The sequence below is a fragment of the Paenibacillus sp. J2L1-98 genome, assembly GCF_056269405.1.
Genome location: NZ_JBWDNW010000004.1, coordinates 1 through 22,548, shown reverse-complemented (window position 1 = coordinate 22,548; position 22,548 = coordinate 1). Strand labels below are relative to the sequence as shown.

The 22,548-nt window shown below is 49.5% G+C and carries 19 protein-coding genes and 1 other annotated feature; of the genes, 7 read left to right on the top strand and 12 right to left on the bottom strand.

Annotated features, from left to right (window positions below; genetic code table 11):
* The first annotated feature begins 44 nt into the window (after positions 1-44).
* Entirely contained in the window at positions 45-506 is a 462-nt protein-coding gene (locus AC0YNZ_RS10290; RefSeq protein ID WP_475826516.1) for a GNAT family N-acetyltransferase, read from the top strand.
* Positions 507-520: 14 nt separating this feature from the next.
* On the opposite strand, the gene AC0YNZ_RS10285 is transcribed toward AC0YNZ_RS10290, so the two are convergent.
* From AC0YNZ_RS10285 to AC0YNZ_RS10265, 5 genes are all read right to left on the bottom strand, one after another.
* Positions 521-886 (bottom strand): hypothetical protein, encoded by a 366-nt coding sequence (locus AC0YNZ_RS10285; RefSeq protein ID WP_110773720.1) that lies wholly within the window; start codon positions 884-886, stop codon positions 521-523.
* 195 nt (positions 887-1,081) lie between these two features.
* The gene (gene rplT / locus AC0YNZ_RS10280; protein ID WP_053374532.1) at positions 1,082-1,441 is read right to left on the bottom strand and encodes a 50S ribosomal protein L20; all 360 of its coding nucleotides are present in this window, start codon (positions 1,439-1,441) and stop codon (positions 1,082-1,084) included.
* A 50-nt stretch (positions 1,442-1,491) separates the two neighbouring features.
* Positions 1,492-1,689, bottom strand: a complete 198-nt coding sequence (gene rpmI, locus AC0YNZ_RS10275; protein WP_053374531.1) for a 50S ribosomal protein L35 — start codon at positions 1,687-1,689, stop codon at positions 1,492-1,494.
* A gap of 34 nt (positions 1,690-1,723) precedes the next feature.
* A complete protein-coding gene (gene infC / locus AC0YNZ_RS10270; protein WP_110773721.1) occupies positions 1,724-2,221 on the bottom strand; it encodes a translation initiation factor IF-3 in 498 nt (165 codons plus the stop codon).
* Between the two features lie 57 nt (positions 2,222-2,278).
* Positions 2,279-2,436: a sequence feature (ribosomal protein L20 leader region), on the bottom strand.
* Positions 2,437-2,542: 106 nt separating this feature from the next.
* Entirely contained in the window at positions 2,543-3,778 is a 1,236-nt protein-coding gene (locus AC0YNZ_RS10265) for a glycosyltransferase (RefSeq protein WP_110773722.1), read from the bottom strand.
* Positions 3,779-4,402: 624 nt separating this feature from the next.
* Between AC0YNZ_RS10265 and AC0YNZ_RS10260 the strand changes: the two genes are divergently transcribed.
* A complete protein-coding gene (locus AC0YNZ_RS10260; protein WP_475826515.1) occupies positions 4,403-4,969 on the top strand; it encodes a phosphatase PAP2 family protein in 567 nt (188 codons plus the stop codon).
* Here the strand turns inward: AC0YNZ_RS10260 and trmB are convergent.
* Entirely contained in the window at positions 4,966-5,733 is a 768-nt protein-coding gene (gene trmB, locus AC0YNZ_RS10255) for a tRNA (guanosine(46)-N7)-methyltransferase TrmB (protein ID WP_475826514.1), read from the bottom strand. The genes AC0YNZ_RS10260 and trmB overlap by 4 nt on opposite strands.
* Positions 5,734-5,960: 227 nt before the next feature.
* Complete coding sequence (locus AC0YNZ_RS10250) at positions 5,961-6,170, bottom strand: hypothetical protein (protein ID WP_110773725.1); 210 nt, start codon at positions 6,168-6,170, stop codon at positions 5,961-5,963.
* A 281-nt stretch (positions 6,171-6,451) separates the two neighbouring features.
* Between AC0YNZ_RS10250 and mnmL the strand changes: the two genes are divergently transcribed.
* The 3 genes from mnmL (at position 6,452) to AC0YNZ_RS10235 (ending at position 9,364) form a co-directional block, all read left to right on the top strand.
* Positions 6,452-7,414, top strand: a complete 963-nt coding sequence (gene mnmL, locus AC0YNZ_RS10245) for a tRNA modification radical SAM protein MnmL/YtqA (protein WP_475826791.1) — start codon at positions 6,452-6,454, stop codon at positions 7,412-7,414.
* A gap of 88 nt (positions 7,415-7,502) precedes the next feature.
* Positions 7,503-8,099, top strand: coding sequence for a tRNA 5-(aminomethyl)-2-thiouridylate-methyltransferase MnmM (mnmM, locus tag AC0YNZ_RS10240; protein ID WP_475826790.1), 597 nt, complete (start codon positions 7,503-7,505; stop codon positions 8,097-8,099).
* A gap of 290 nt (positions 8,100-8,389) precedes the next feature.
* Positions 8,390-9,364 (top strand): type I phosphomannose isomerase catalytic subunit, encoded by a 975-nt coding sequence (locus AC0YNZ_RS10235; protein ID WP_475826513.1) that lies wholly within the window; start codon positions 8,390-8,392, stop codon positions 9,362-9,364.
* A 103-nt stretch (positions 9,365-9,467) separates the two neighbouring features.
* Here the strand turns inward: AC0YNZ_RS10235 and AC0YNZ_RS10230 are convergent, their stop codons facing one another.
* Both AC0YNZ_RS10230 and AC0YNZ_RS10225 read right to left on the bottom strand, forming a co-directional pair.
* Positions 9,468-11,360, bottom strand: a complete 1,893-nt coding sequence (locus AC0YNZ_RS10230) for a B12-binding domain-containing radical SAM protein (protein WP_475826512.1) — start codon at positions 11,358-11,360, stop codon at positions 9,468-9,470.
* Positions 11,361-11,513: 153 nt separating this feature from the next.
* A complete protein-coding gene (locus tag AC0YNZ_RS10225; protein ID WP_475826511.1) occupies positions 11,514-13,064 on the bottom strand; it encodes a stalk domain-containing protein in 1,551 nt (516 codons plus the stop codon).
* Between the two features lie 189 nt (positions 13,065-13,253).
* On the opposite strand from AC0YNZ_RS10225, the gene AC0YNZ_RS10220 reads away from it, so the two are divergent.
* Together AC0YNZ_RS10220 and AC0YNZ_RS10215 are read left to right on the top strand one after the other, a co-directional pair.
* A complete protein-coding gene (locus AC0YNZ_RS10220; protein WP_475826510.1) occupies positions 13,254-14,180 on the top strand; it encodes an RluA family pseudouridine synthase in 927 nt (308 codons plus the stop codon).
* Between the two features lie 92 nt (positions 14,181-14,272).
* Positions 14,273-14,608, top strand: a complete 336-nt coding sequence (locus AC0YNZ_RS10215) for a DUF1904 family protein (RefSeq protein WP_475826509.1) — start codon at positions 14,273-14,275, stop codon at positions 14,606-14,608.
* An 8-nt stretch (positions 14,609-14,616) separates the two neighbouring features.
* Here the strand turns inward: AC0YNZ_RS10215 and AC0YNZ_RS10210 are convergent, their stop codons facing one another.
* From AC0YNZ_RS10210 to AC0YNZ_RS10200, 3 genes are all read right to left on the bottom strand, one after another.
* Entirely contained in the window at positions 14,617-20,025 is a 5,409-nt protein-coding gene (locus AC0YNZ_RS10210; RefSeq protein WP_475826508.1) for a GH32 C-terminal domain-containing protein, read from the bottom strand.
* Positions 20,026-20,153: 128 nt separating this feature from the next.
* Positions 20,154-21,704: a methyl-accepting chemotaxis protein gene (locus tag AC0YNZ_RS10205; protein ID WP_475826507.1), complete on the bottom strand. Its 1,551-nt coding sequence runs from the start codon at positions 21,702-21,704 to the stop codon at positions 20,154-20,156.
* Complete coding sequence (locus AC0YNZ_RS10200; protein ID WP_475826506.1) at positions 21,649-22,212, bottom strand: cache domain-containing protein; 564 nt, start codon at positions 22,210-22,212, stop codon at positions 21,649-21,651. Before AC0YNZ_RS10200 ends, AC0YNZ_RS10205 begins: the two co-directional genes overlap by 56 nt.
* Positions 22,213-22,548 lie beyond the last annotated feature (336 nt).

Genomic DNA, 22,548 nt, shown 5'->3' with positions numbered 1-22,548 from the left:
AAATTCATGCAGCGTTCCAGTGGATTCGGAGCCGCAGAAATGGAATGATGAACATGATTCGAATGTATGTGCCCAGACTAGATGAAGCTGAGGTTGTCCGCCTCATTCGCACCGAGCTTATCCCCCTGTCGCACACGGTACATCAGCACGATGCCCAGACGATTCGCGAGCTTCCGAAGCGATTCCGGCGCGGTGTTACTTATGTAGCATCACTATCCAAAAAAAGCCCACCAATCTCCTTCATTCATTTTGAAGTGATGGGTGAGGTGCTTTATTTAGATATGATGGTCACGCATCCCGATCACCGGAACAGGCAGTGGGGCAGAAAATTAATAGCGCATAGCGAGGCCTATGGCAGGACACAGCACTGCAAGATTGCCAGGCTGTTTGTCGATCAGGTAAATGATAAAGCCCATCAGCTGTACAATAAGCTTGGTTACAATACCGTTCACTACTATCCTGAGCTGCGCTGCTACGAGCTGCTTAAGCCACTTCCCCCGCTATGATCACCTAAACGCCATTAATACCCGTCGAACCCTTGGTTGCCATAACCGCCGCCGTAGACATCATAGCCGTTATAGCCATCGAATCCGCCATAGCCGCCGTCAAAGCCGCCGCCGCAGCATTTGTTAAAATTGTTATTGCAGCAGCCTCCACCGAATCCAAAGAACGGCAGCGTGCCAATGGCTAGAAGATCAAACAAAACGAGTGGCAGTATAGCTTTCGTTTGCACAACCTTGCCTTTGTCTTTGTTGATTGGAGCTACGATCAGTTTATTATTGTGCACCCGAACGAGCTTGCCAGTGACGACAGAGCCGTCTGGAAGCACTGCATAAATGGATTTGCCGACCAGTTTCCGTACTTGTTGTTTGGAAACGTTACCCATGCGAAATCCCTCCTTTCCCTTTGTCCTTCAGCATATTCAGGGAAAGAGGCTATTGTCTGTTTGTTTGCCCTCAGAACTTATAAATGTACGCATACCGCATGATAAATTCATGTAACCTGCTTGTATACGACAAAAAAGGGCTGTCCAAAAGTCATCGGAATGACGAATTGAACAGCCCTATTTATATGTTAACGTCTAAGCGTTAATTTTTTCTTTTGCAATGCCTGCAAGCGAGTTGAACGAAGTGATGTCGTTAACTGCCAGATCAGCAAGGATTTTGCGGTTTACTTCTACGCCCGCAAGCTTCAAGCCGTGCATGAATTTGTTGTACGAAAGTCCGTTAATACGAGCTGCCGCGTTAATACGAACGATCCACAGTCTGCGGATGTCACGTTTTTTGTTGCGACGGTCACGGTAAGCATACATAAGGGACTTACCAACTTGCTCCTTCGCTGTTTTAAACAGACGGTGTTTCGAACCGAAATAACCTTTAGCTAGCTTTAAAATTCTTTTGCGACGACGAGTGCGGACAAATCCGCCTTTAACTCTTGCCATGAGTGGAAACCTCCTGTAGGTTGAATTTGCTTATTTGTTGTAGCTTATTATTACAAGTTGGAAAGGCCTTGCTTCAAACGACGAACGTCGCCAGCAGCCATAAGCGGTTGGCCAGCAAGTACGCGTTTTTGACGACCGGATTTGTGTGAAAGCAAGTGGTTACGGTAAGCTTTGTAACGTTTTACTTTACCAGTTCCAGTAATTTTAAAGCGGTCTTTCAGACTGCTGTGTGTTTTCATCTTAGGCATATCAGTTATCCTCCTTAAAGTTCTTCATCAGTTGTTAGCTGTTGGTTTTGGGTGCCAAAATCATAATCATGCTCCGGCCTTCCAGCTTAGGAGCGCGCTCAACGCTGCATAATTCGGCAACCTCTTTTGAAAGACGATCCAAAATCTTTTGTCCAAGAGCCGCATGAGCAATCTCACGGCCGCGGAATCTTACGGATGCCTTCACTTTATCGCCTTCACCCAGAAACTTGACTACGTTACGGTACTTCGTTTGATAGTCATTTTCATCAATGTTGGCACGGAACCAAACTTCCTTAAGATCAACGATCTTTTGGTTTTTGCGAGCTTCTTTTTCTTTCTTCTGCTGCTCATAACGGAATTTCCCGTAGTCCATGATGCGGCATACCGGCGGCTTAGCCGTCGGAGCGACGTTCACCAGATCCAAGTTAAGCTCAATCGCCATCTGCAATGCGTCGCGAATCGATTTAATTCCAATTTGCTCGCCGTCAGCGCCGACTAAACGTACTTCTCTTGCCCGGATTTCATCATTGATTTGATGTTCTCTGCTAATAGCGTGCCACCTCCAAAAATGGTTTGTTTCATGTTTTTACGCAATAAAAAAATGCGGGTTCGCTCGAACCCGCATCTCATAACCGTACATGTATGTCAGTGCATCATTTCTGCTGAAATAATGGAGTGACCAATCGATTATCGCGAACCAGCCAGCTTTAGCCGAAAGGTGAGAAGCGGGTGCTTCTACTTGTGCGTCATTTAGTTAGTTGAAAATGTTACCGTGTTACTATACCATAGCCCACAAAGCTGTGTCAACAGCTTAGCTGAATATTTTACAAGCGTCTCTTAAGCCCGCCATATTCTATTTGCTCTGCACTTCCTCTATCCGAACGACGCGCGTATGCTGCGTGTGACTCCATGTTTTGTTGTTCTGGGTGAAGAAGGCGTAGAACGTAATCGGCCACCACGAAATAAGGAAAAACGGCAATGTCAGCAGATGCGCATACATTTTCCACGATTTCACACCCTCAAGCATGAGGGCAAGCGGAAATTGAATAACCGAAGCTGCAACGGCAATTACTACCGTCCACCAAGGCAAGTAATTATAAAGCGAATCTAAATAATTAGGCGACGGAATCGCGATATCTACCCATATAATCATCGTCAGTATGAAACCAAGCAATGTATTATACACAGAGATCGTGTAGATAGCCGAATCGAATTTCACAAAGTTACGCTCTTTAATGCTGGCCCACAGCAAAGGGAAAAAGTAGTTGCGCGCTACGTTAAAATGTCCCTGCATCCAACGCAGCCGTTGTCTTGCGGAAGCTTTGAAGGTAACCGGCTTCTCATCGTATACCTTTGCATCGTAGTTCAAGACCGGATAAATATCACGCTGCACGCAGCGCATTGAGAACTCCAAATCCTCAACCAGGCTCGTTGCTCCCCAGCCCATATCTTTAAGGAGCGCAGAGTTAAAGCACATGCCGGTGCCGCCGAGGAAATTGCTCATTTTCAATTTGGTTCTGGATAGCTGCCACAATCTGTTGCAGTACCAGTAAGTGATGCCATAAGCAGCAGTTACCCATGAATCGTCCGGGTTTTTTGTATCTAAATAGCCTTGAATGACCTGATGGCCCTCGCATAAATCATTATTCATCAGCTGCAAGAAATCAGGGTTTACTAAGTTGTCCGCGTCGAACATAACAATCGCATCATATTGGCGAGGCATAGCCCACAGCTCTTTGAGCATCCATTCGATCGCATAGCCTTTACCGCGCAGCAGCTGGTTCGTTCTTTCACACGCATGAACGCCGAGGCTGCGGCTAATATCTGCCGTACCGTCTGTACAGTTATCGCAAATAACAAATATATCGTAGAGTTCTTCTGGATAGTCCATCTTTTTTAAATTTTCGATTAGCGCTCCGACTACTTTCTCTTCGTTGTGAGCTGCGACTAGCACGGCAAACGATTTTTGCGGCGCGTGATGCTTCCGGCTTTTGTTTTTGAACAAGCCGAAAATAGAAATACTGAATTGATAAACCGCGATTAACGCCATTACTACTTGAAACGCAATAAAAACAACACTTAGAACCATGCGGCACTGCCCCCTTGAGACCCCATTTTTTTTGCTTTTTTCAGCATTCGCTCTCGGCTGCTGCAAGCTTTTTATTATATATTTTCTCTTTGTACGAGTGTTTCTCTGCAAACACTCCCGGACCTTTATTGATTCTCCACAGAAACAACTTCTTTGTCAAAAGTTGAATTAGTCTCGATTACGCTTAATCTCGTCAGAAAAACGCTTGCATAGCATATGAATGAATGCATTACCTCCTTTTGCTCCGACTCAGCCTTATTTTCAACCATTTGCTGACTTTTTAGCACTAACGTCCTTATTTACGATAAAATGTGTGAAAATGTTTCTTAGATTGAAGTGCGACTATGTGACGAACAGGTGAACAAGCGGCTCCGTTCCGACACTTTTCGCTATTCCGACATTATCTGCCTTAACGTCTTAAAATATGTCCATTACAGTTTTACCCTACTGCACATTATTAAACAGATCATACAAATCAATATTTATACTTTGCTTACTAAATTTTTTAATAATGGGACATGAAATAGTTTACGCCCAGCAAACAAAAACATGTTAAAATTGAATTTAATGATATAGAAGATTATGTAGGTTTCAATCTTAGCCACCGTTAGGAGGATGACAGCGATGGAACGAATGATAGGCTGGCTGAAGACAAGTGAGCAAAAGATGCTGATTTGGGCAAATCGGAGACCTGCCGGGGGAAAAAGACATCGACTGCTTGGCAAATGGTTAAGCACGGTCACACATATGGGCGGCGCTACCTTTACACTCGCTACCGCCCTTATATATGCGCTACTAGCACCTGCTCCTTGGAGCCTTACTGGCTGGCAATGCTTGACTGCCGTCATCATTAGCCACTTACCCGTTGCAATCGTAAAACGAAAATTCAAGCGGCTTCGACCCTACCAGGCATTGCCTGATGTGAATACGGGCCACAAGCCGCTGATGGACTCTTCCTTTCCATCCGGCCATACTACGGCGATCTTCGCTTGGCTCGTCCCTATTGTGTTGACGAGCAGCATTTGGCTATTAGTGCCGTTAGCAATCATAATCGGAGTATCGGTCGGTTGGTCGAGGATGTACCTTGGCTTACATTATCCGTCCGACGTTGCGGCAGGCGCACTCATCGGAACGGTTACCGCCATCGCGGTCAACTATTCTTGGGTTGGATCTGCAGTAGGATTAAACTAGTTATCGTCATCCCCGGAATCATCCGAACCTGCTTCGATTGCTTCCGCCTCTTCCTTAAGCGACTTCTCCTGCTTCGCTTCGCGGTGCTTCCGCAGCGCCTCGGAGCCGATAACAGCTTCTACGCGATAAATATTTTGCCCTTTTTCCATAAACTTCATCTCATATTCGGTAAACACAAGGTCCTCCCGGGGGCCTTCTTTGTGTAAATGGAGCGAAATATTGCGCATAACTAGCTCCATTTCCGCAAAGCTGTTCAATGAAAACTCAAACAACGATTGCGAATCCGTCTTAAAATGAATTTCACCGCGCTCGTTCAGCAGCTCGATATATTTGGCAACGAGCCTTGGATGCGTAAGTCTCCGGCGCGCATGTTTGGCCTTTGGCCACGGATCGCTAAAGTTAAGATGAACGCGTTCGATCTCCCCCGGCGCAAACATCGTTTCAATGCCTTCGATATTGGCGCGAAGCAGCGCGAGGTTAGGCGGATGAGACTCCCCTTTTTGCTCCCAAATGATGCGTGCTTTCTCGCTCGCACGGCGAATCAGCTCATCATACATGTCAACGCCAATAAAGTTGATGTGCGGATAACGCGCGCTCATCTGACTGATGAACCGGCCCTTGCCCATGCCCAGCTCTACATATATAGGCTGATCGTTGCCGAAAAACTCGCGCCATTTCCCTTTGTGGGGCTCGGCATCGAGAACGACTAGCTCCGGCTGTCCCTCTAAACTTTCGCGAATACCTTTTCTTCCTCTTAAACGCATATGCAGTGATTCCTCCATTTATCGTAGACGATGCAACGAATAGACTAGTCCTTATTGTGCCCAAGAATGTACGCAATGTAAAGAGGAATGGACAAGCATTAGCTGCATACGCCATCCTTTTCGTGGAAATGCTCGTTTTACTCTGAAATTTCCGCAGCGTCTCTATAGAAAAAAGCCGCGGCCAGTTGTATGGCACCGCGGCTTTCATATTAATTTACGCGAGTATTTTAGAGGAGAAGCTGATATGGAATCGGCCCATTCTCTCGCTGATCGCGCTCATAAGATTCGAACAGCACTTCGTTAAGCTTCTTGCGGGCGGAAATTTCTACGCCATGGTTATTGTGAAAACGGACACCCGTAAGCGCCATCAATTCTTTAAGAGTCAGTTCAACAGTAACAGTGTCATCGCCGTGCGGAATTTTGGAAAGGTTATTCATTACTAATCACCTCATCGATTTATTTTAAAGGTATTTCCAGTTAATCGACGTTTCATGAATGCAGGTGCAGATGGGCTATGTCAGGTTTATTTATTGTCTTGTCGCACTTTTAATATAACACTTCATGTAAGGTTACACAAGCCCAATTTAATCCATATCAAAAATATTTTCCAATTAAAGCGATTTCCGAACGTTCTTTATCCAAACGCATAACAAACGTGGCTTTTCCACTCGATTTTCGCTAAAATATAGGGTGTACGTTTTGAAAGAAGGGGAAAATGATGATTGAATTACACACATCACCGCAGCAGCCGATGCTCTGGGGCGATAAACGATTTCATACATGGAATTACGAAATGCGTGAGCAGTTTGGCGGTAAAGTATTCAAGGTGATGCTTGATGCCGGCTTTACTTGCCCGAACCGCGACGGCTCAATCGCAAAGGGCGGCTGTACGTTCTGCAGCGCCCGCGGCTCCGGCGATTTCGCGGGCAGCAGACGGGATGATCTCGTTACGCAGTTCAATAATATACGCGACCGCCAGCATCAGAAATGGCCGGACGCGCAGTACATTGGCTATTTTCAGGCCTATACGAATACGTATGCGCCCGTTGAAGAGCTGCGCGAATATTATGAAGTGATTTTGCAGCAGCCTGGCGTTGTCGGCTTGTCGATCGCTACCCGTCCCGACTGCTTGCCCGATGATGTCGTCGATTATTTGGCTGAGCTGAATGAACGCACCTACCTATGGGTTGAGATGGGCCTTCAGACGGTGCATGAATCAACTTCCGAGCTGATTAACCGTGCCCATGATACTGCCTGCTACGTCGATGCGGTTCGCCGTCTCCGCGAGCGCGGCATTCGCGTATGCGCGCATATCATTTACGGTCTTCCTCAGGAAACGCATGAAATGATGCTCGACACCGGACGTGCCGTTGCCAAAATGGATGTGCAGGGAATCAAAATTCATTTGCTCCACCTCATGCGCAAAACGCCTATGGTGCGCCAGTACGAGGCTGGACTGCTGCGATTCCTCGAGCAGGACGAGTACGTGAATCTGATTGTCGATACGCTTGAGTTTCTGCCGCCGGAGATGATCGTTCACCGGCTTACCGGCGACGCGCCGCGCGATCTGCTGATCGGTCCAATGTGGAGTCTTAAGAAGTGGGAAGTGCTTAACGCTTTCGACGACGAGCTGAAACGGCGGGACACATGGCAGGGCAAACTGTGGCAGCCGGGGGTCTAAGCGGTATGAATGATAAGACGTCTAGAGGAGTTTGGCGGGCAAGCACTGGCAGCTGCTGTCCATCGGCAGCAGCGATTGGGGGTACGGCATGGGCTTTCTCTCTGTGCTGAGCATGGCTCACAAATGGATCGCAGAGCGCACATCAACCGGCGATATCGTCATTGACGCTACCGCTGGCGGAGGCGTCGATACTTATGCGCTGGCGGAGCTCGTTGGGCCAAAAGGCACCGTATACGCCTTCGATATTCAACAGGAGGCGCTGGACCGTACTGAGGAGCGTCTCTCTGCTCTCGCAGGCGACAATAAGCTGCCTGCACTGAAGCTAGTGCTTGAGAATCATGCCCGGATGGCAGAGGAGGTTGATCCATCTGTCATTGGGCAAGTCTCCGCAGTTATGTTCAACCTTGGATATTTGCCGGGAAGCAGCGACCTAACGATCATAACGGAGCCTGCCTCTACGTTAGCCGCACTTGATGCGGCGATTACCGTGCTGCGCCCGGGCGGCATCGTCACTTGCGTCCTTTATCCGGGCCACCCGGGCGGCGCGGAAGAAGCAGCAGCCGTCGAAGCCTGGGCAGCGCAGCTGCCGCAATCGCTGGCACAAGCCGTTATTTACCGCCAGCCGCAGCGGCCGGCGGCTCCATATCTCATCGCATTGGAGAAACGCCCATTGCCAGCTAGTTGACAATGAGCAGGATAACCTAAGCAGCGGATCAAAAGGGCAATTTTTATCGAATGTTATATAGCATCGACCCCATAAACGGACATTTTGGGCCTTAATTCACTAACTGGTGCTCAGTTAAAGCAAAACCAGGAAGATAGCTCCAATTTTTTCCTAATAAATAGGCGGTTCATGTCATTATTTCAGTAATATCGTCCCTTTTCACCGCCGGGAGTTCAGCCTATGCTTGAAAGAGAAAGGAGTAGCTGGACAAATAACAGCACTACATACAAACGATATGGGAGAGATAACCAATGACTGTAAAACCTTATCCGCTACAATTCAAGCCGGAAATGAAAGAACGTATTTGGGGAGGACGCGCACTGGAGGGTTTTGGTCTCGAGCTGCCTGAAGGCTCCATCGGCGAGGGCTGGATGATCGGCGATCATCCGAACGGTACGACGAAAGTCATGAATGGCGAGCTGTCTGGTGTTGGCCTTGATCAAATTCGTGAAACGTATGGTCCAGTTTGGTTCGGTACGCAGGGCTTCTCCGAGAAAAACGGACGTTTCCCGCTTCTTATTAAGCTGCTCGACTGCAATGATGACCTGTCCATCCAAGTGCATCCAACAGACATATATGAAGGACTTCCAGAAGGCGAGCTCGGCAAAACTGAAATGTGGTACATTCTTGACGCCAAGCCCGGCGCAAAAATCATCTATGGCCTGAAGGACGGCGTTGACCGCGACGCGATGGAAGCCGCTATTGCTGAAGGCCGCATTATGGACACGCTGCAAGAGGTATCCGTAGAAGCTGGGGATGCGTTCTACATTCCTGCTGGTACGGTTCACGCGCTCTGCTCCGGCGTTGTTGTAGCCGAGATTCAACAAAACTCAGACACAACGTATCGTTTGCATGACTACGATCGTCCAGGCCTTGACGGTCAATTGCGCGAGCTTCATATCGAAGACTCCCTTAACGTCATCGCCTACAAAGGCGCGGGCGCACAGCGTATGAAAACCGACAACGCGGTTGCTGGTCAATGGCTGACCATCGCTTCTTCCCCTTACTTTATCGTTGAGAAAGGAGTCGTAGCCGCTCCTTGGCAGCTATCCACCTCGCTCGAGAGCTTCGTCATCCTTGTCATCGCTGAAGGCGAAGGCGTATTGAAGTGGGAGGACGGCGAGCAGTCCGTAAAAGCAGGCGAGTGCTTCCTCCTTCCTGCTAACCTTGGCGGCTATGAGCTTTCAGGCAGCATGACGGTTCTTCGCAGCGTTGTTCCCGCTTAATCGAATACCCTATATTTAAATAAAAGAATGCAAAAATAGAAGGGGCGTTCCAAGGTCTTAATCGACCATTGGCACGCCCCTTTATTTTGCCTGCAATCATGATTTATCTTTGCAGTACTTCTCGCTCTGCTTCTATCGACAACGTGAATGGACGCGGCTTCGGCTTGCTGCTGCCCGAATCAAGTGTATACAATACGGCGAGCAGCGTGTGACGCTCGCGTACCACCTCTCCGGTTGCCAGGAATTCCGCAAGATCAAATGGCAGCTTCTCAATAACGGCATGCTTATGAAGCTCCTTCTCCCCGAGCCCTAAAGCAGCGAATTCAGCGGATACATCGTCAGGACGTTCCGCAAGGCGGCGCATCCAGCCGCTCCACACGGTCTTGTCCATCGTAAACTCCCACCAGGTTTTGCGCGGTTTGTAATTATGATTAAGGAAATAATCATATTTCATAAGCCCCAGCACCACGTCGGAATCGAGACGTGAACCGGCGATCGCGAGCACTTCGTCAAATGAAGCGGCAGGCTTCCCAGTCTCCTCCTGCGGCGATGGTAATGAACCGATTGCATTCTTGCCTGAAAGCGGCAGCGATTGAAGAAACGCCCACAGCCGCGAATACAGATCCTCGAGCTGATGTCCGATCTTTTGCCAGCCGCTGCGCTCCCAGAAATCGCCGAACGCTTGGAAGAAATCGAATGGGGACGGAAATACGCGATCGACCAAATAAAGCAGCGTATGATCCATCCGGTGAGCGTTCCAATATTTCTCGAGTACATCCTCAACCCGCTTAATGCGCACGATATCGCCAAATGGCATCAGATCGTTGCCGAGCATTTCATACGGCGATCTATCCATATAAATATAGCCCCATTTGTCCGCTTCGCGGCGGAGACCCGTGCCCCGCAGCATCTTCAGGAAGCCAAGCTGCAGCTCCTCGGGGCGCAGCTCGAATACATCGTTAAACGTTCCGCGGAATGTATCGTAGTTTTCAAGCGGCAGCCCGGCTATCAAATCGAGATGCTGATCGATTTTTTGCGAATTTTTCACCTTCATGACGGTACGAACAAGCTTCATCCAATTTTGACGTCGCTGAACGGCTTCGTTCGTCGGATCATTCGTCGACTGTACGCCGATTTCGAAGCGGAATATACCTGGAGGCGCATTCTCCGCCAAATAGTCTAACACCTCAGGGCGCATAATATCGGCCGTAATTTCGAATTGGAAGACGCAGCCTTGATGGTTTTGGATCAAAAATTCGAATATTTCGAGGGCGTAATCCCGTTTGATATTAAAGGTCCGGTCGACAAATTTAATGAGCTTCGCACCTTTATCGATCAAATACAAAATATCCGACTTCGTCCTCTCCATGTCATAGTACCGAACGCCGACCTCAATGCTGGATAAGCAAAATTGGCAGCTGAACGGACAGCCGCGGCTTGTCTCAAAATAAACGACACGGCTCCCCAGATGAGGAATATCCTCTTCAAAGCGATGCGGGGACGGCAGCTCGTTCAGATTCAGCTTCGGTCGGGGCGGATTAATTAGCACCTCGACACGATCCTCGCGCTGCTTCCGGTAAGCAACCCCGAATACCATATGATATTTGCCGTCGCCTTCGATCTCGGTCAGCAAATGATGGAACGTCTCCTCGCCTTCCCCAATGACGATAAAGTCAACCTCTTGCACCCGTTCCATCCAATAGTCCATATCATAGCTGACTTCCGGGCCGCCGAGAATGATCTTAATTTCGGGCATAATTTTGCGCAGCATATTAATGACCGTAATCGTTTCCTCGATGTTCCAAATGTAGCAGGAGAACCCTACCACGTCAGGCTTGCGCGAAAAAATATCCGATACGATGTTCATGACCGGATCTTTAATTGTATACTCTGCAATATCGATATCGAATCGTTCGCCGCTGAACGCCTTCAAGCATCGCAGCGCCAGTGAAGTGTGTATAAACTTAGCATTTAATGTGGACAGAACCACTTTCATAGCATAACCTCTCTAACGTAAGCTTTTGCTTATGAAGCGCCTTTCCAAAACACTCAGCGCCTATAGCAAGATGCCTTCTATTGTACCGAAAAAATATAAAAAAAAGAAGAGGCATCCCCTGCCATACATCGCTGCAGCAAATGCCTCTTATCATTAATCTCTTATTTTAATATAAAGCTCATCTTTAAGCTGCATATCGATGACCGGATATCGAACGCGCCATTTGTCGCCGCCAAGCGGCGTAACCTCGCCTGCAGCAAAGCCGCGCGGCTCGAAGCCGTAATCGCGCTGGAACGAAATAACGAGCTGGATCTTATCGTCCGGCAGCATCGAGTGGAACTCATAGCCTATGTTGATCGCCCACATCCGAAGCTCCTGCGCTGTCTCGGGCCCGTAATACATATAGAACAGCGGATCAATATCAGCTGTCAGGACGAGCCAGCCTGAAGAATCGCGCTTCGCCTCCCAATTGGTAAACTCAGCCTCGCCCTCCGTTGTTACCAAGGAGGAATATTGCTCCTTGAGCAGCTTCTCAATATCAGTCAGAGGTGCGCCCGCGAGCGTTTCCGGCAGGCTGGAAGGCAAAAACTTCGCGCCCGCAATTTGCCCGCCCGTCACTTCGCTTCTAAGGTTAGCCGCATGGATAACCGATACGGCGAAGTTTAGATGAGCGTTCGTGCCCGAGTAGCCGAGCGTAGTAATGCCGATAAGTTCACCGTACTCGTTAAACAGGGCACCGCCGGAGCTTCCATGATCGATCGGCGCGCTTGTCTGTATGTAGCGAATTCCGTTTTCGTAAGTAATGTTGCTGATCAGTCCGTCTGAGACCGTATTTTGCACCCCTAGCGGACTGCCTATCGCAACGACCTTGCCGCCTTTAAACGAATTTAAACCATAGCCGATCTCAACCGAAGGGATGTTGATCGGCTTTTCTGTTTTGATGATGGCCAGATCCGCATTCTCGTCATAGTTGACTACGCCCGCTATTTTCAGCTCGTCGCCGTTAATCGTAAGCGCCGTTGCGGAGGCTGCGTCAACGATAACGTGATGATTCGTCAAAATCAGGTTGCTGCCAATGACAACGCCGCTGCCCTGTGCGCGATTCGTCATAATCATAACGACGCTTTCGTCAAATTTATCTACAATCTCTTCACTAGTGAACTTAGGTAAATTTTTCTGCTGCTCAAGCCATTTCTCGTACTCTGCTTGCTCGGCGGCCTCTTGCGATGTAATGCGAACCGCGTTAGCGGCGCTGTCCCACTTCACCGTGGCGCGAAGAGATTCAGATATGAAGCGGACAGGAACGAACGTCACGCCTTTGCGGACGACAGCCGGAGCATCGAGCTTGACGGTTTTACTATTAATGACCGCTTCTTTCCTGCCTACTTTAAGAGAAATAGATAAATTGCCTTTACGTCCGATAATCGTCTGTGTCTTGCTCTCCCAGGTTACGGAAGCGCCGAGCGCCGTAAAAATATCGCGCATCGGAACGAACGTCACGCCCTTCTCTGCATAGGCGGCAGCTGAGAGCGAAAGCTTCTTCCCGTCTACGATAACTTGCAATTGCTTAGCCGGAGAAGCGACCGCTTTGCTCGTAACGCTGGCAGCCTCTACGGAACTGCCGCTAAGCCCAGGCAGCGGAGCAAGCAGTAAGCCCGCTATGAGCAAGGGACTGAGCAAAGTCTTAATAAGTTTTGTTTTCACGCAGTAATTTCCTCCAACCTTTTCCATTTTCACCATTTGGTCTGTCTAGCATTTATCCTACCATTCCTTCTGACGCTTTGTCTATGAAATCGGTTTTCAAAGATAGCAGCAGAAAGCCAAATAGAAGATTAGAACTGTTGCCTGCTCTCGTGTTATAGTAGGAGCATTGAATCTAGGAGGTTTTTAAGCATGCACAGGGGGAAAAAGCGCGGAGCTCCTCAATCAAAAGCAGATAAGAGCAAGTCCTATCCGGTTACCGAACCGATGGAGCTGCTTCCATTTCTCATAAAAAACATTTCCGGTGCCGGACGAAACGTCGTGAAATCGATATTGGCGCATGGACAAGTGTCCGTCAGCGGAAAATCGACGACCGCTTACAACTATCCGCTGCAGCCCGGCCAGACCGTGACGGTTGGCAAAGATCGGCCGCAGGAGAAGATTCCGCTGGAAGGGCTCGCGATCATGTTCGAGGATGAGCATATTATCGTCATTAAGAAGGAAGCCGGGCTGCTGTCCATATCTTCGGATGCTGCACCGGAAAATGAAATTACCGCATACCGCCAGCTGATGGCGCATGTGCGGCTAGAAAATACGAAAAACCGGATTTTCGTCGTGCATCGGCTGGATCGCGACACGTCGGGTGTTATGATGTTCGCGAAGAGCGAGGCGGTTCAGCAGCAGCTGCAAAACAGCTGGCAGGATACCGTTCAAGAGCGCATCTATGTCGCCCTCGTTGAAGGAGCGGTTAAGAAGGAGACGGGAACCATCACCTCTTGGCTGAAGGAAAGCAAGACTCTCAAAATGTATTCCAGTTCCTACCCGAATGACGGGCAGCACGCCGTCACGCATTACAAGGTGCTTCGATCGAACAAAAACTTCTCTCTGCTTGAGGTGAATCTAGAGACGGGACGCAAAAATCAGATTCGCGTTCATATGGAGGACATCGGCCATCCTGTGGCCGGCGACAAAAAATACGGCGCCCGCACGCGGATAATCGGCCGACTCGGGCTGCATGCCCGCGTGCTTGCCTTCACGCATCCGGTTACGGGCAAGCTTGTCCGGTTTGAAACCGATATTCCGAAGCTGTTTCTAAAGCCGTTCCATGTAACGGAGTAGTCCAAGCAGGAAAAGCATCGGCCGACTATCATAAAGCGGCCGATGCTTCTATTTACAGACAATAATTCCAACAAACCGGGAGGAACTCTATTATGCCACATCTACTATTTCGCGGAGTGCCGGCAGAGCAGCTTCAAGCCGTTACCCCTGCGCTTGCGGATAAGCTTGCCGCCATTTGCGAATGCGGCACTGACAATTTCACAATGGCTTGCCTGCATACGACCAGCGTATTCGGCAGTCAATCGGAACAATCCGACTTCGCCTTCATTGAGGTAGGCTGGTTCGAGCGCGGACAGCAGGTACGGAACAGCTTCGCGCAGGCTGTCACCGAATGCGTCCGCCGCCTTGGCATATCCGAGATCGAAATCGTGTTTCATGCCTACCGCGAGGACAGCTATTACATCAACGGCGAGCCCGCCATAGGATAACGGCAAACTTACGGTTGAAGCGCCCATACTTTATACAGCATTACGGCCGCTTCCGCACGGGTAGCGGCATCCCGCGGATTCAGATTTCCTTGATTACCCTGAATGATGCCTTTATTCACCATTAGCGATACGCTTTCGCCGGCATAGCTTGATACCTGTGCGGCATCTTTAAACCTGCTCAAATCCGCCGCCTCGGTTGTGCCAAGTTTACCTGCCGCTTTCAGCGCGCGCGCTGTCAGCACCATCATGTCTTGTCTTGTTATGATCGACTTCGGATGAAAAGCATTGCCGCCGCTACCGGTCGCGATGCCGAGCGCCCTCGCTATGGCCAGCTCATCGTAATAATAATCGCCCGGGTTAACGTCATCAAAGCGGCCGTTAACTTCCGCTTTCAATTCAAGCGTTTTAACGAGCAGCAGCATGAAATCTCCCCGGGTCACATAACCGCCGGGATTAAAGGCATTTTTAGACACACCGTTAATAATGCCTCTGGAAGCCAATACTTCAATTTGTTTTTTGGCCCATGGATAACGGCCGAGATCGGGGAACGATGCTTTAACAAAAGCAACGGCATAAATGCTGAAGTGGGTTATCGTAAACTCCACTTTTCCCGTCGCTGCGTTATACCTTCCGTTCCCTACTGGAACCGCTTTACCGGAAGCATCGATATAAAGAGCCGTAATATGCTCCGCATCGTTCAGTTCGTTCGCGGCAGGCGTGTAATCCAAGCTTACCGTTACCGGCACACCTTCGTTATGCCAGTTAATCGGCTTTCCGCCGATCATAACGGAGAAGTCAATGACCGGACGATCGCCAATGAGGCTGCGGGTTTCATCGTTAACGCTGCTTAGCCCGGCTCCGCTTACCGTAAACACAACGGTATCCGAGCCCAGCACATCCACAGCGTGCAGCATATTGCTTGCGAGAGTGACGGTGCCGAGCGGTGTACGGAGCTCAAACTTAGCGTTAACGGTTTCAGAAGAAACATAAGCTGCCGGAAGCTGCGCAGCATAGCCTTCCGCTCCGTCCAGCTTGGACAATTCAATAATAACCTTTTTGTTCCCGTCATCGCCGGCCATCGCAACCTCTAATGCTTGCTGCATCTGCACCGCGCCGATAAGCGCATGCGCTCTGCCGTTTTCGTCTCGTTTCGTTAAAACGAGCAGCTTCCCGTCACCGTTTTCCCTTGTTACCTTTACATTGGATTGCTGCGCCGGGTTCGTTCCTCCATTCGACGGCTGTTCCTCGCCGCCAGCAACGACGGTAACATTCGCTGCCGCTTTATAGCCTCCATAGGTTGCAGTTATGACCGTTGTACCGGCACTTATTCCAGTAACCATTCCTTTCGAATTAACAGTAGCTACCGCAGCATTTGATGATTGATAAGCAGCCTGCGCCGATACATCCGTCATCGGAGCTCCTAACGCGTACACATTTTCCGATACGGTTACAGCATGTACAGCGGTTTGATGGGTTTTGGCTGCATCTAGGCTGTAATCGCGGTCGTCCAGTCGGATTTTCGTAAACTGTTCATTTTTCCAGATGCTCTTTATGTTATAGATTTTCATGGACACAACCCGAACATTGCCGTCAACGGCGTACAGCTCCAGCCCCGTACTTTCCGGATCCGGAAAAATAAGATCGGAAATTACCGCTTTCCCCTCGTTTCCAAACACTTCTACCGACGATGCATCCACAAACAGATGCATCTTGATCCGGTTATTTTCAGGATGCAGCGAGGCTTCGTGCTTTGTCGCGAAATTCGGATGGAAGCCCGTATCTCCGGATTTCGTGCGGTCGACAAAAAGCTCCTTCGCAGCCGTATCGTAACCGATCACGGTCTCTTCCGTTTCCGATTTGCGGACTTTTAACCCGAATTCGGAAGCGTTTCCAAGCTCGAATTCCGCGACAATTTCCATTTTAGTTCCAGAAATATTGCCCGTTATCACGCTGTCCGCATTTACCTCAGCATCGTTCACCTCGGCGATCGGTTCTCTCAATTGCGCTAGCTGTTCTACCGGCTTCTGGATTAAACGGATACCTTCAGGGAACGTTTTCAATTCCAATTCCCGAGGAAGGGACATGCTTCCGCGCCATCCGCCCGTTGGGGTATTGCCCGAATAGCTCCAGTTGCTCATCCAGCCAAGCCATAATCGGCGTCCTTCAGGCGAGGGAGCATCGCTCCACGTTACAGCCGCATAGAAATCGGAGCCCATATCCACCCAATTCAGATCCGCTGCTGAAAGGACAGGCTGATCCGGCGTAAAGGTCTCTCCGTCGAAATTTCCGAGGAAATACATCATCCCCGACCCGCCGGCAGGCGGCAGCGGATCGTTCGGATTCGTGCCGTTGCTGTCGCCAACGCTTAACATTAACACCCATTTCTTCTTCGCCGGATTGCCATCTACCGAAATTTCAAACAAATCCGGACACTCATATATTCCCTTGTGCGAACCTACTGCGTCTTGTCCGAAGGAGCTTGCGTACGTCCAATTTTTCAAATTCGGGGAAGTGTAAAACTCCACCCGGTCTTGAACGGCGAGCGACATGATCCACTTAGAGGTCGGTTCGTGCCAGAACACTTTCGGATCGCGGAAATCCGCATTCGCCGTCGGCAGCAGCACAGGATTTCCGCTGTATTCCGTCCACGTCCTGCCCTTGTCCTTGCTGTACGCTATACTTTGCACCTGATTTTTACCCGGTACGATTTTGTTGTCGGCATGGGTGAAGACGGCAACCAGCCCTGAGCCTTCTTCATCAAAAAAACCGCTCGTATTATTGCGGTCCACTACCGCGCTCCCAGAGAACACAACCCCATTGTCCCCGGGACGCAGAGCGATCGGCAGATGCTCCCAATGGATCAAATCCTTGCTTACCGCGTGCCCCCAAGTCATCGGCCCAAACGTCGGCGCATTGGGGTGATGCTGATAAAATAAGTGGTATTCTCCTTCGTAGTACACCATGCCGTTCGGATCGTTCATCCATGCTTTTTCCGGCGACATATGATACTGCTGTCTATACTTTTCGCCGTAATACGAATCCGGGCTGTTGAGATTGAAATCGTCGACACTGATGTAACCGTACGGCCCCTCGGTTTTCTCGTCGATGATCTTTACATACACCAGCTCCCCGACATACGCGGCAGCGTCCCAGGTTACTTCCCGGTAAATATCCGAATCCGATCCGCTTGCACGGAACAGGATCTCGCCGTCGCCGGCACGGACTAAAGCAGCGTACAGCTTGCCTTGATCCTGTCCTCCCGCAATGAGGAAAGTCACTTTGCCCGTACCCGCAAGCTCGAAGTTTCTGCTTTGAAGCGAACCCGTAGCACCGTCATCCCCTGCAGCTTTGCCATACAAGTGATGAGCGCCTTCCTGCCCAAAACCGGGCGCGCTGCTTACCGCTTGTTTGAAAGCATCGCCTTCCTGCGTCCAGCCGGCCAAGTCCCCGGTTTCGAAACCGTGATTCAGCATGTCAACGAATGGCGTGACCGTACGGAAATCATCCACATTCAAGTGGCCGAAGCCGCCGTCAGATTTGTCCACGATTCGAAAAAATAATTCCTCTCCCGCGTAAGCCGTGGCATCCCAATCCGCCCGGATATATTTCTCGTCTTCATGGCCGGTTGCGGAAAAGAGCACATCGCCCGTGGAATCCTGTACGAGCTGAACCGCCAGCTCCAGCGGTTTATTGCCTCCGCCGATCAGGAAGGTAAGCCTGCCGTCACCGGCTATATGTTTGTCTCCTTCCAAAATAAAGTGGGCAGACTCCAGCGTCCCTTGCCTTCCGTCGCCGCCGCCATGGTAGCCCCACAAATGATAGGTGCCTTCCTTTTGAAACGACTTCGTTCCGTGATACAGGGCCTCGTTCGTCACCACATTGTCAAAAGCGTTCCCTTCTACGACCTGCCAGCCGCGCAAATCCCCGGTTTCGAAGTTCGGATTCAGGATGGTCGATGCAACATAGTAGTTAAAGTCGTCCACATACAACCTGCCGGTCGTTGATTGATCGACAACCTTGAAATAGAGCTGCTCATCCATATAAGGTGACAAGTCCCATTCTACCGTTTCGAAAGCGTTCTTTCCTGAAGAAGCCATCCGCTTTAATTCGATGTTGTCACCAGCCCGATAAAGTGCCACATAAAGATCGGCTTCGTTATCGCCGGCTAGCTTGAAGTTCACTTGTCCCGTTCCCGCAAAGCGGAATATGCTGGATGTTAGCGAGCCCACTCCTTCTATACTGCTTTGCGCGTACACATGACGCTGATAACCGGGGATGACAGCCGTATTGCCTTGTGCAACCGTGAATGCATTACCATCCGCGACCCATCTCTCCAAGCCGTTTCTTTCAAAATCTTCGTTCAACATCGTATAAGAGCCCTTATTCTTATTCTGTACATGAAAATCATCCACATTGATATGTCCAGCCCCGCTGTCGACTACGCGGATAAACAGCTTCTTGCCGAGATAGGCTTCGGCATTCCATACGATCCGTTTGTACCGGTCCGAACCGCTGCCCGTCGCTTTGAAAACCGTTTCCCCCGAATCCTCCCGCACGAGTTCCACATATTGGCCAATAAGATCGTTACTGCCGCCGATCAAAAAGTCAATTTCGCCCGAACCGAAAAGTTTAAAGACCGACGAAGTTAAGGTCCCGCTTCGCTCATCGTCCGCTCCGGCAGAAGCATGGTAGTTTCCGCTATGGCCATAAGCCTGTCCTTCGCTGCTCGCGGCTTCGTTTGAAACCGTAAAGGCTTCTCCTCCTGTAGTCCACCCGTTAAAATCACCTTCCTCGAAGCCTGCATTCACAATGTCGATTTGTTCCGTATTATGGACGTGAAAATCGTCCACATTCACGTGCTGCCAGCCGCCGGCGGCAGCCTTATCTGCGATCCGGATAAATACATGCTCGCCAAGGAAAGCAGATGCATCCCATACAACCCGGTGATAGCCTTCGGTGTCGGCAAAGGATGTATGCGTGCTTTTGATGAGCTCTATCCCATCTGATTCGCGAACCAACGCAACATACTGCGTATCAGCCAAGTTCCCTCCGCCGATTAAGAAATTGATCTCCCCCGTACCCCCTAGTTGAAAATGGGTCGATTCGAGAACTCCTGCTTTAAAGTCGTCTCCCCAAAAGTGATATTCGCCTGCTTTATTGACCGGATCCTTATGCCAGTAAACGACGTCCGAAGTGACACGCCCCGGAGCCTCCCCTTCTGCCACGGTCCAGCCGTCTAAATTTCCCGTCTCAAAACCGGGATTCACGATTTCATAAGTAATGTCGGAAGCTTCTTCCGCAAAGGCAAGGTCATACGGTGCTCCCGGAGCAATAACTCCGGTAAAGGTTAACAACAAAGCCAAAAGGAGTGATACTGACTTATTCGCTTTACTTAATTTACGAATATCCGTAATCATAGAAATGGTATCCCCTATCCTTATAGTTTAGCTCATGAAACCATCCGAAAAATCGTTTAATCGTTTACGTAAACGATTACGTAAACGACGCGACCCTGATGACGATTATTCGCTTATCAGGGTCATTTCTATACGCTGAATCTACTGATCAAATCTTTCATATCGTTAGCGAGCGAAGCAAGCGTATGAGCTGCGGCTGTCATTTCCTGCATCGATGCCATTTGCTCTTCCGCAGCGGCGGACACGCTGACTGTCTGATTGGCGGTTTCCATAGAAATGACTGTGATTTTCTTAATGGCATCTTCCATTTCAGACATGTACATGTGCATCTCTGTTATGGAGTTTACTGCTCCTTCGGTCTCTACGGTCACATCCTGTGCTGACTGCACAATACGCTCGAACGATGTGCCGGCGTGCTCGATCTTCGTTTTTCCGCTGCGAACGGCATCGCGGTTCGAATCCATCTGTTCTTTAGCGAGCCGAACTTCGGATTGCATTTGCGCGATCGTTTCCTGTATGGAATGGCCCGCTTTAGCGGCGTTCTCGGCAAGCGAACGGATTTCCTCCGCAATGACGGTAAAGGCTCTTCCGTGAGCGCCTGCCTGCACGGCAGTGATCCCTGCATTTAACGAGAGTATTCTCGTTTGGGCGACTAATTTCCCAATCAGTTCCATGCTTTCGTCGACCTTTTTGGACTTGGCAGTCAAGGACTCGATAATTTGAGCCGCATTCTGTACCTTCTCGTCCATAATTTGAATTTGGCTAACCGCATTCCTGATCGACTCGTTTCCTTCGATTGCTGTCTGCAGCGTCTTGCGGGACGCTTCTGTAGCGACCGTCATTCGCTCAGCCATGTTTTTCAAGCCCGCGGATGTTTCATCCACCTTACCGCTGGCCTTATTCACCATGTGCGCCTGTTGCTCGCTGCCGGCAGCAACCGACTGGGCTGCTCCCGCAATTTCTTCCGCCGCTTTGGTCGTTTGCTCCGTTCCTGACGTAAGCTGATCCGACGTGCCGGCAACCATCTCAATACCCGACGTTATTTTCTTGATGACTTCGTTAAGCTGCCGGGTCATGAGGTTTAAATTTTGGGCCATGGAGCCGAATTCATCCCGCGACCGGACTTCGATCGAACGGGTTAAATCACCCGAGGCCATGTCGGAGGAAAGCACATTCACCGCCCTTATTTGATTCCTCATATACCTTGCAAACCAATAAATCACGAAAGATACAATAATGAGTGTAATCCCGATAATGATACCGGACTTCATTAGCAGCTGCTTAAGCGGTTCGTACAGCTCCTTGTCAGGAATAACCATCGCGAGCTTCCACCCGGTAACCGGAATGTCCATAAAATAAATCCGGTTCAGGCCGTTTGTATCCTCATAAGTCGCGTAACCGCTTTCTTTTTTGAGCATCGTCTGGCCTGCGTTTGCCAGGCTTGCGTTCGGATCCTGCGATACGTTCATTTTCAACAGCTTTTGCTCATCGCGGTCTGCGATATATGTGCCTTCGCTGTCCACCAGAAATGCTCTGCCGCTTTTGCCTACCTCGGTTGATGATATCATTTTCTGCAAATTTTTCAGGTCGATATTGGCCGTCACTACTCCCCGGAAATTACCGTTAAAATGATAAAAAGGCGCTGTCGTAGTCAGGCACCGCCGACTTGGAGTTTTCATCAAAATACGGCTTCGTCCAAACCACGGATTGATCCGTATCTTTCCCGATAAGGTACCAGCCGCGATTCAAGTAATTATATTCCTTGGTGCTGTAGTCGAGCGTGTACAGCACTTGCCCGTTATAACGGTAAGCGTAGGGTCCGAAATAGTTCACATAGCTTTTGAATTGATTGGCTTCAAACCATACGCCGACCCCGAACGTATCGTTATTGGTCGACAAATACTTCATAATCATATCGATGACCGTTTCCTGCTCAATGTGATCACCCGTTACCTCCATCGCCCTTGCCAGCGTTTGCGGAATTTTTAAATGCGCTGTCAATTCGGTTTGGATATGCTCTGCGGTGGAGCTGAGCTGATAACGCATTTTGTTGTCGATTTCCCTGTTGATCAACGCTTTCGAATTCTGATAAGTAAGAAAGGACAGGACCGCCATCGCGAGTATGATCATTGGCATAATAATTAGCATAATTTTGGAGCGAATGCTTCGTAATGCAAAGGTGCCCATCTGAAAACTTCCCCCTAATGACCAAGCGTAAACGGCTGTCGCCGTCCTCTGGCGGCAATAGCTCGTTTCGCGGTGAAATATAAGCAGGTATAAGGGTGAAACTTATAAATTCTTATATTTTCAAAAATGTCCTCCCCTAACGTCATGCTGGTTCGCAGTACGCGGGAAGGACCTCTGTCTGTTTAGCCGCGGCTGCGTAAACGGTCAAGCAGAACCGCCACAACAATAACCCCGCCCTTTACAATTAATTGCCAATAATAATCTACATTCAATAAGGTCAAACCGTTCGTAAGCACGCCCATAATCAATACGCCGATAATCGTGCCCTGGATCCGT

Bases quoted from the DNA above. Each gene is read 5' to 3' on its own strand.
- AC0YNZ_RS10290 (WP_475826516.1), top strand. From the start codon at position 45: ATGATGAACATGATTCGAATGTATGTGCCCAGACTAGATGAAGCTGAG.
- AC0YNZ_RS10235 (WP_475826513.1), top strand. From the start codon at position 8,390: ATGACTGTAAAACCTTATCCGCTACAATTCAAGCCGGAAATGAAAGAA.
- AC0YNZ_RS10200 (WP_475826506.1), bottom strand. From the start codon at position 22,212: ATGGGCACCTTTGCATTACGAAGCATTCGCTCCAAAATTATGCTAATT.
- AC0YNZ_RS10220 (WP_475826510.1), top strand. From the start codon at position 13,254: ATGCACAGGGGGAAAAAGCGCGGAGCTCCTCAATCAAAAGCAGATAAG.
- AC0YNZ_RS10285 (WP_110773720.1), bottom strand. From the start codon at position 886: ATGGGTAACGTTTCCAAACAACAAGTACGGAAACTGGTCGGCAAATCC.
- AC0YNZ_RS10215 (WP_475826509.1), top strand. From the start codon at position 14,273: ATGCCACATCTACTATTTCGCGGAGTGCCGGCAGAGCAGCTTCAAGCC.
- mnmL (WP_475826791.1), top strand. From the start codon at position 6,452: ATGATTGAATTACACACATCACCGCAGCAGCCGATGCTCTGGGGCGAT.
- AC0YNZ_RS10250 (WP_110773725.1), bottom strand. From the start codon at position 6,170: ATGAATAACCTTTCCAAAATTCCGCACGGCGATGACACTGTTACTGTT.
- mnmM (WP_475826790.1), top strand. From the start codon at position 7,503: ATGGGCTTTCTCTCTGTGCTGAGCATGGCTCACAAATGGATCGCAGAG.
- AC0YNZ_RS10205 (WP_475826507.1), bottom strand. From the start codon at position 21,704: ATGAAAACTCCAAGTCGGCGGTGCCTGACTACGACAGCGCCTTTTTAT.
- AC0YNZ_RS10260 (WP_475826515.1), top strand. From the start codon at position 4,403: ATGGAACGAATGATAGGCTGGCTGAAGACAAGTGAGCAAAAGATGCTG.
- rpmI (WP_053374531.1), bottom strand. From the start codon at position 1,689: ATGCCTAAGATGAAAACACACAGCAGTCTGAAAGACCGCTTTAAAATT.
- trmB (WP_475826514.1), bottom strand. From the start codon at position 5,733: ATGCGTTTAAGAGGAAGAAAAGGTATTCGCGAAAGTTTAGAGGGACAG.
- AC0YNZ_RS10210 (WP_475826508.1), bottom strand. From the start codon at position 20,025: ATGATTACGGATATTCGTAAATTAAGTAAAGCGAATAAGTCAGTATCA.
- rplT (WP_053374532.1), bottom strand. From the start codon at position 1,441: ATGGCAAGAGTTAAAGGCGGATTTGTCCGCACTCGTCGTCGCAAAAGA.
- AC0YNZ_RS10230 (WP_475826512.1), bottom strand. From the start codon at position 11,360: ATGAAAGTGGTTCTGTCCACATTAAATGCTAAGTTTATACACACTTCA.
- AC0YNZ_RS10265 (WP_110773722.1), bottom strand. From the start codon at position 3,778: ATGGTTCTAAGTGTTGTTTTTATTGCGTTTCAAGTAGTAATGGCGTTA.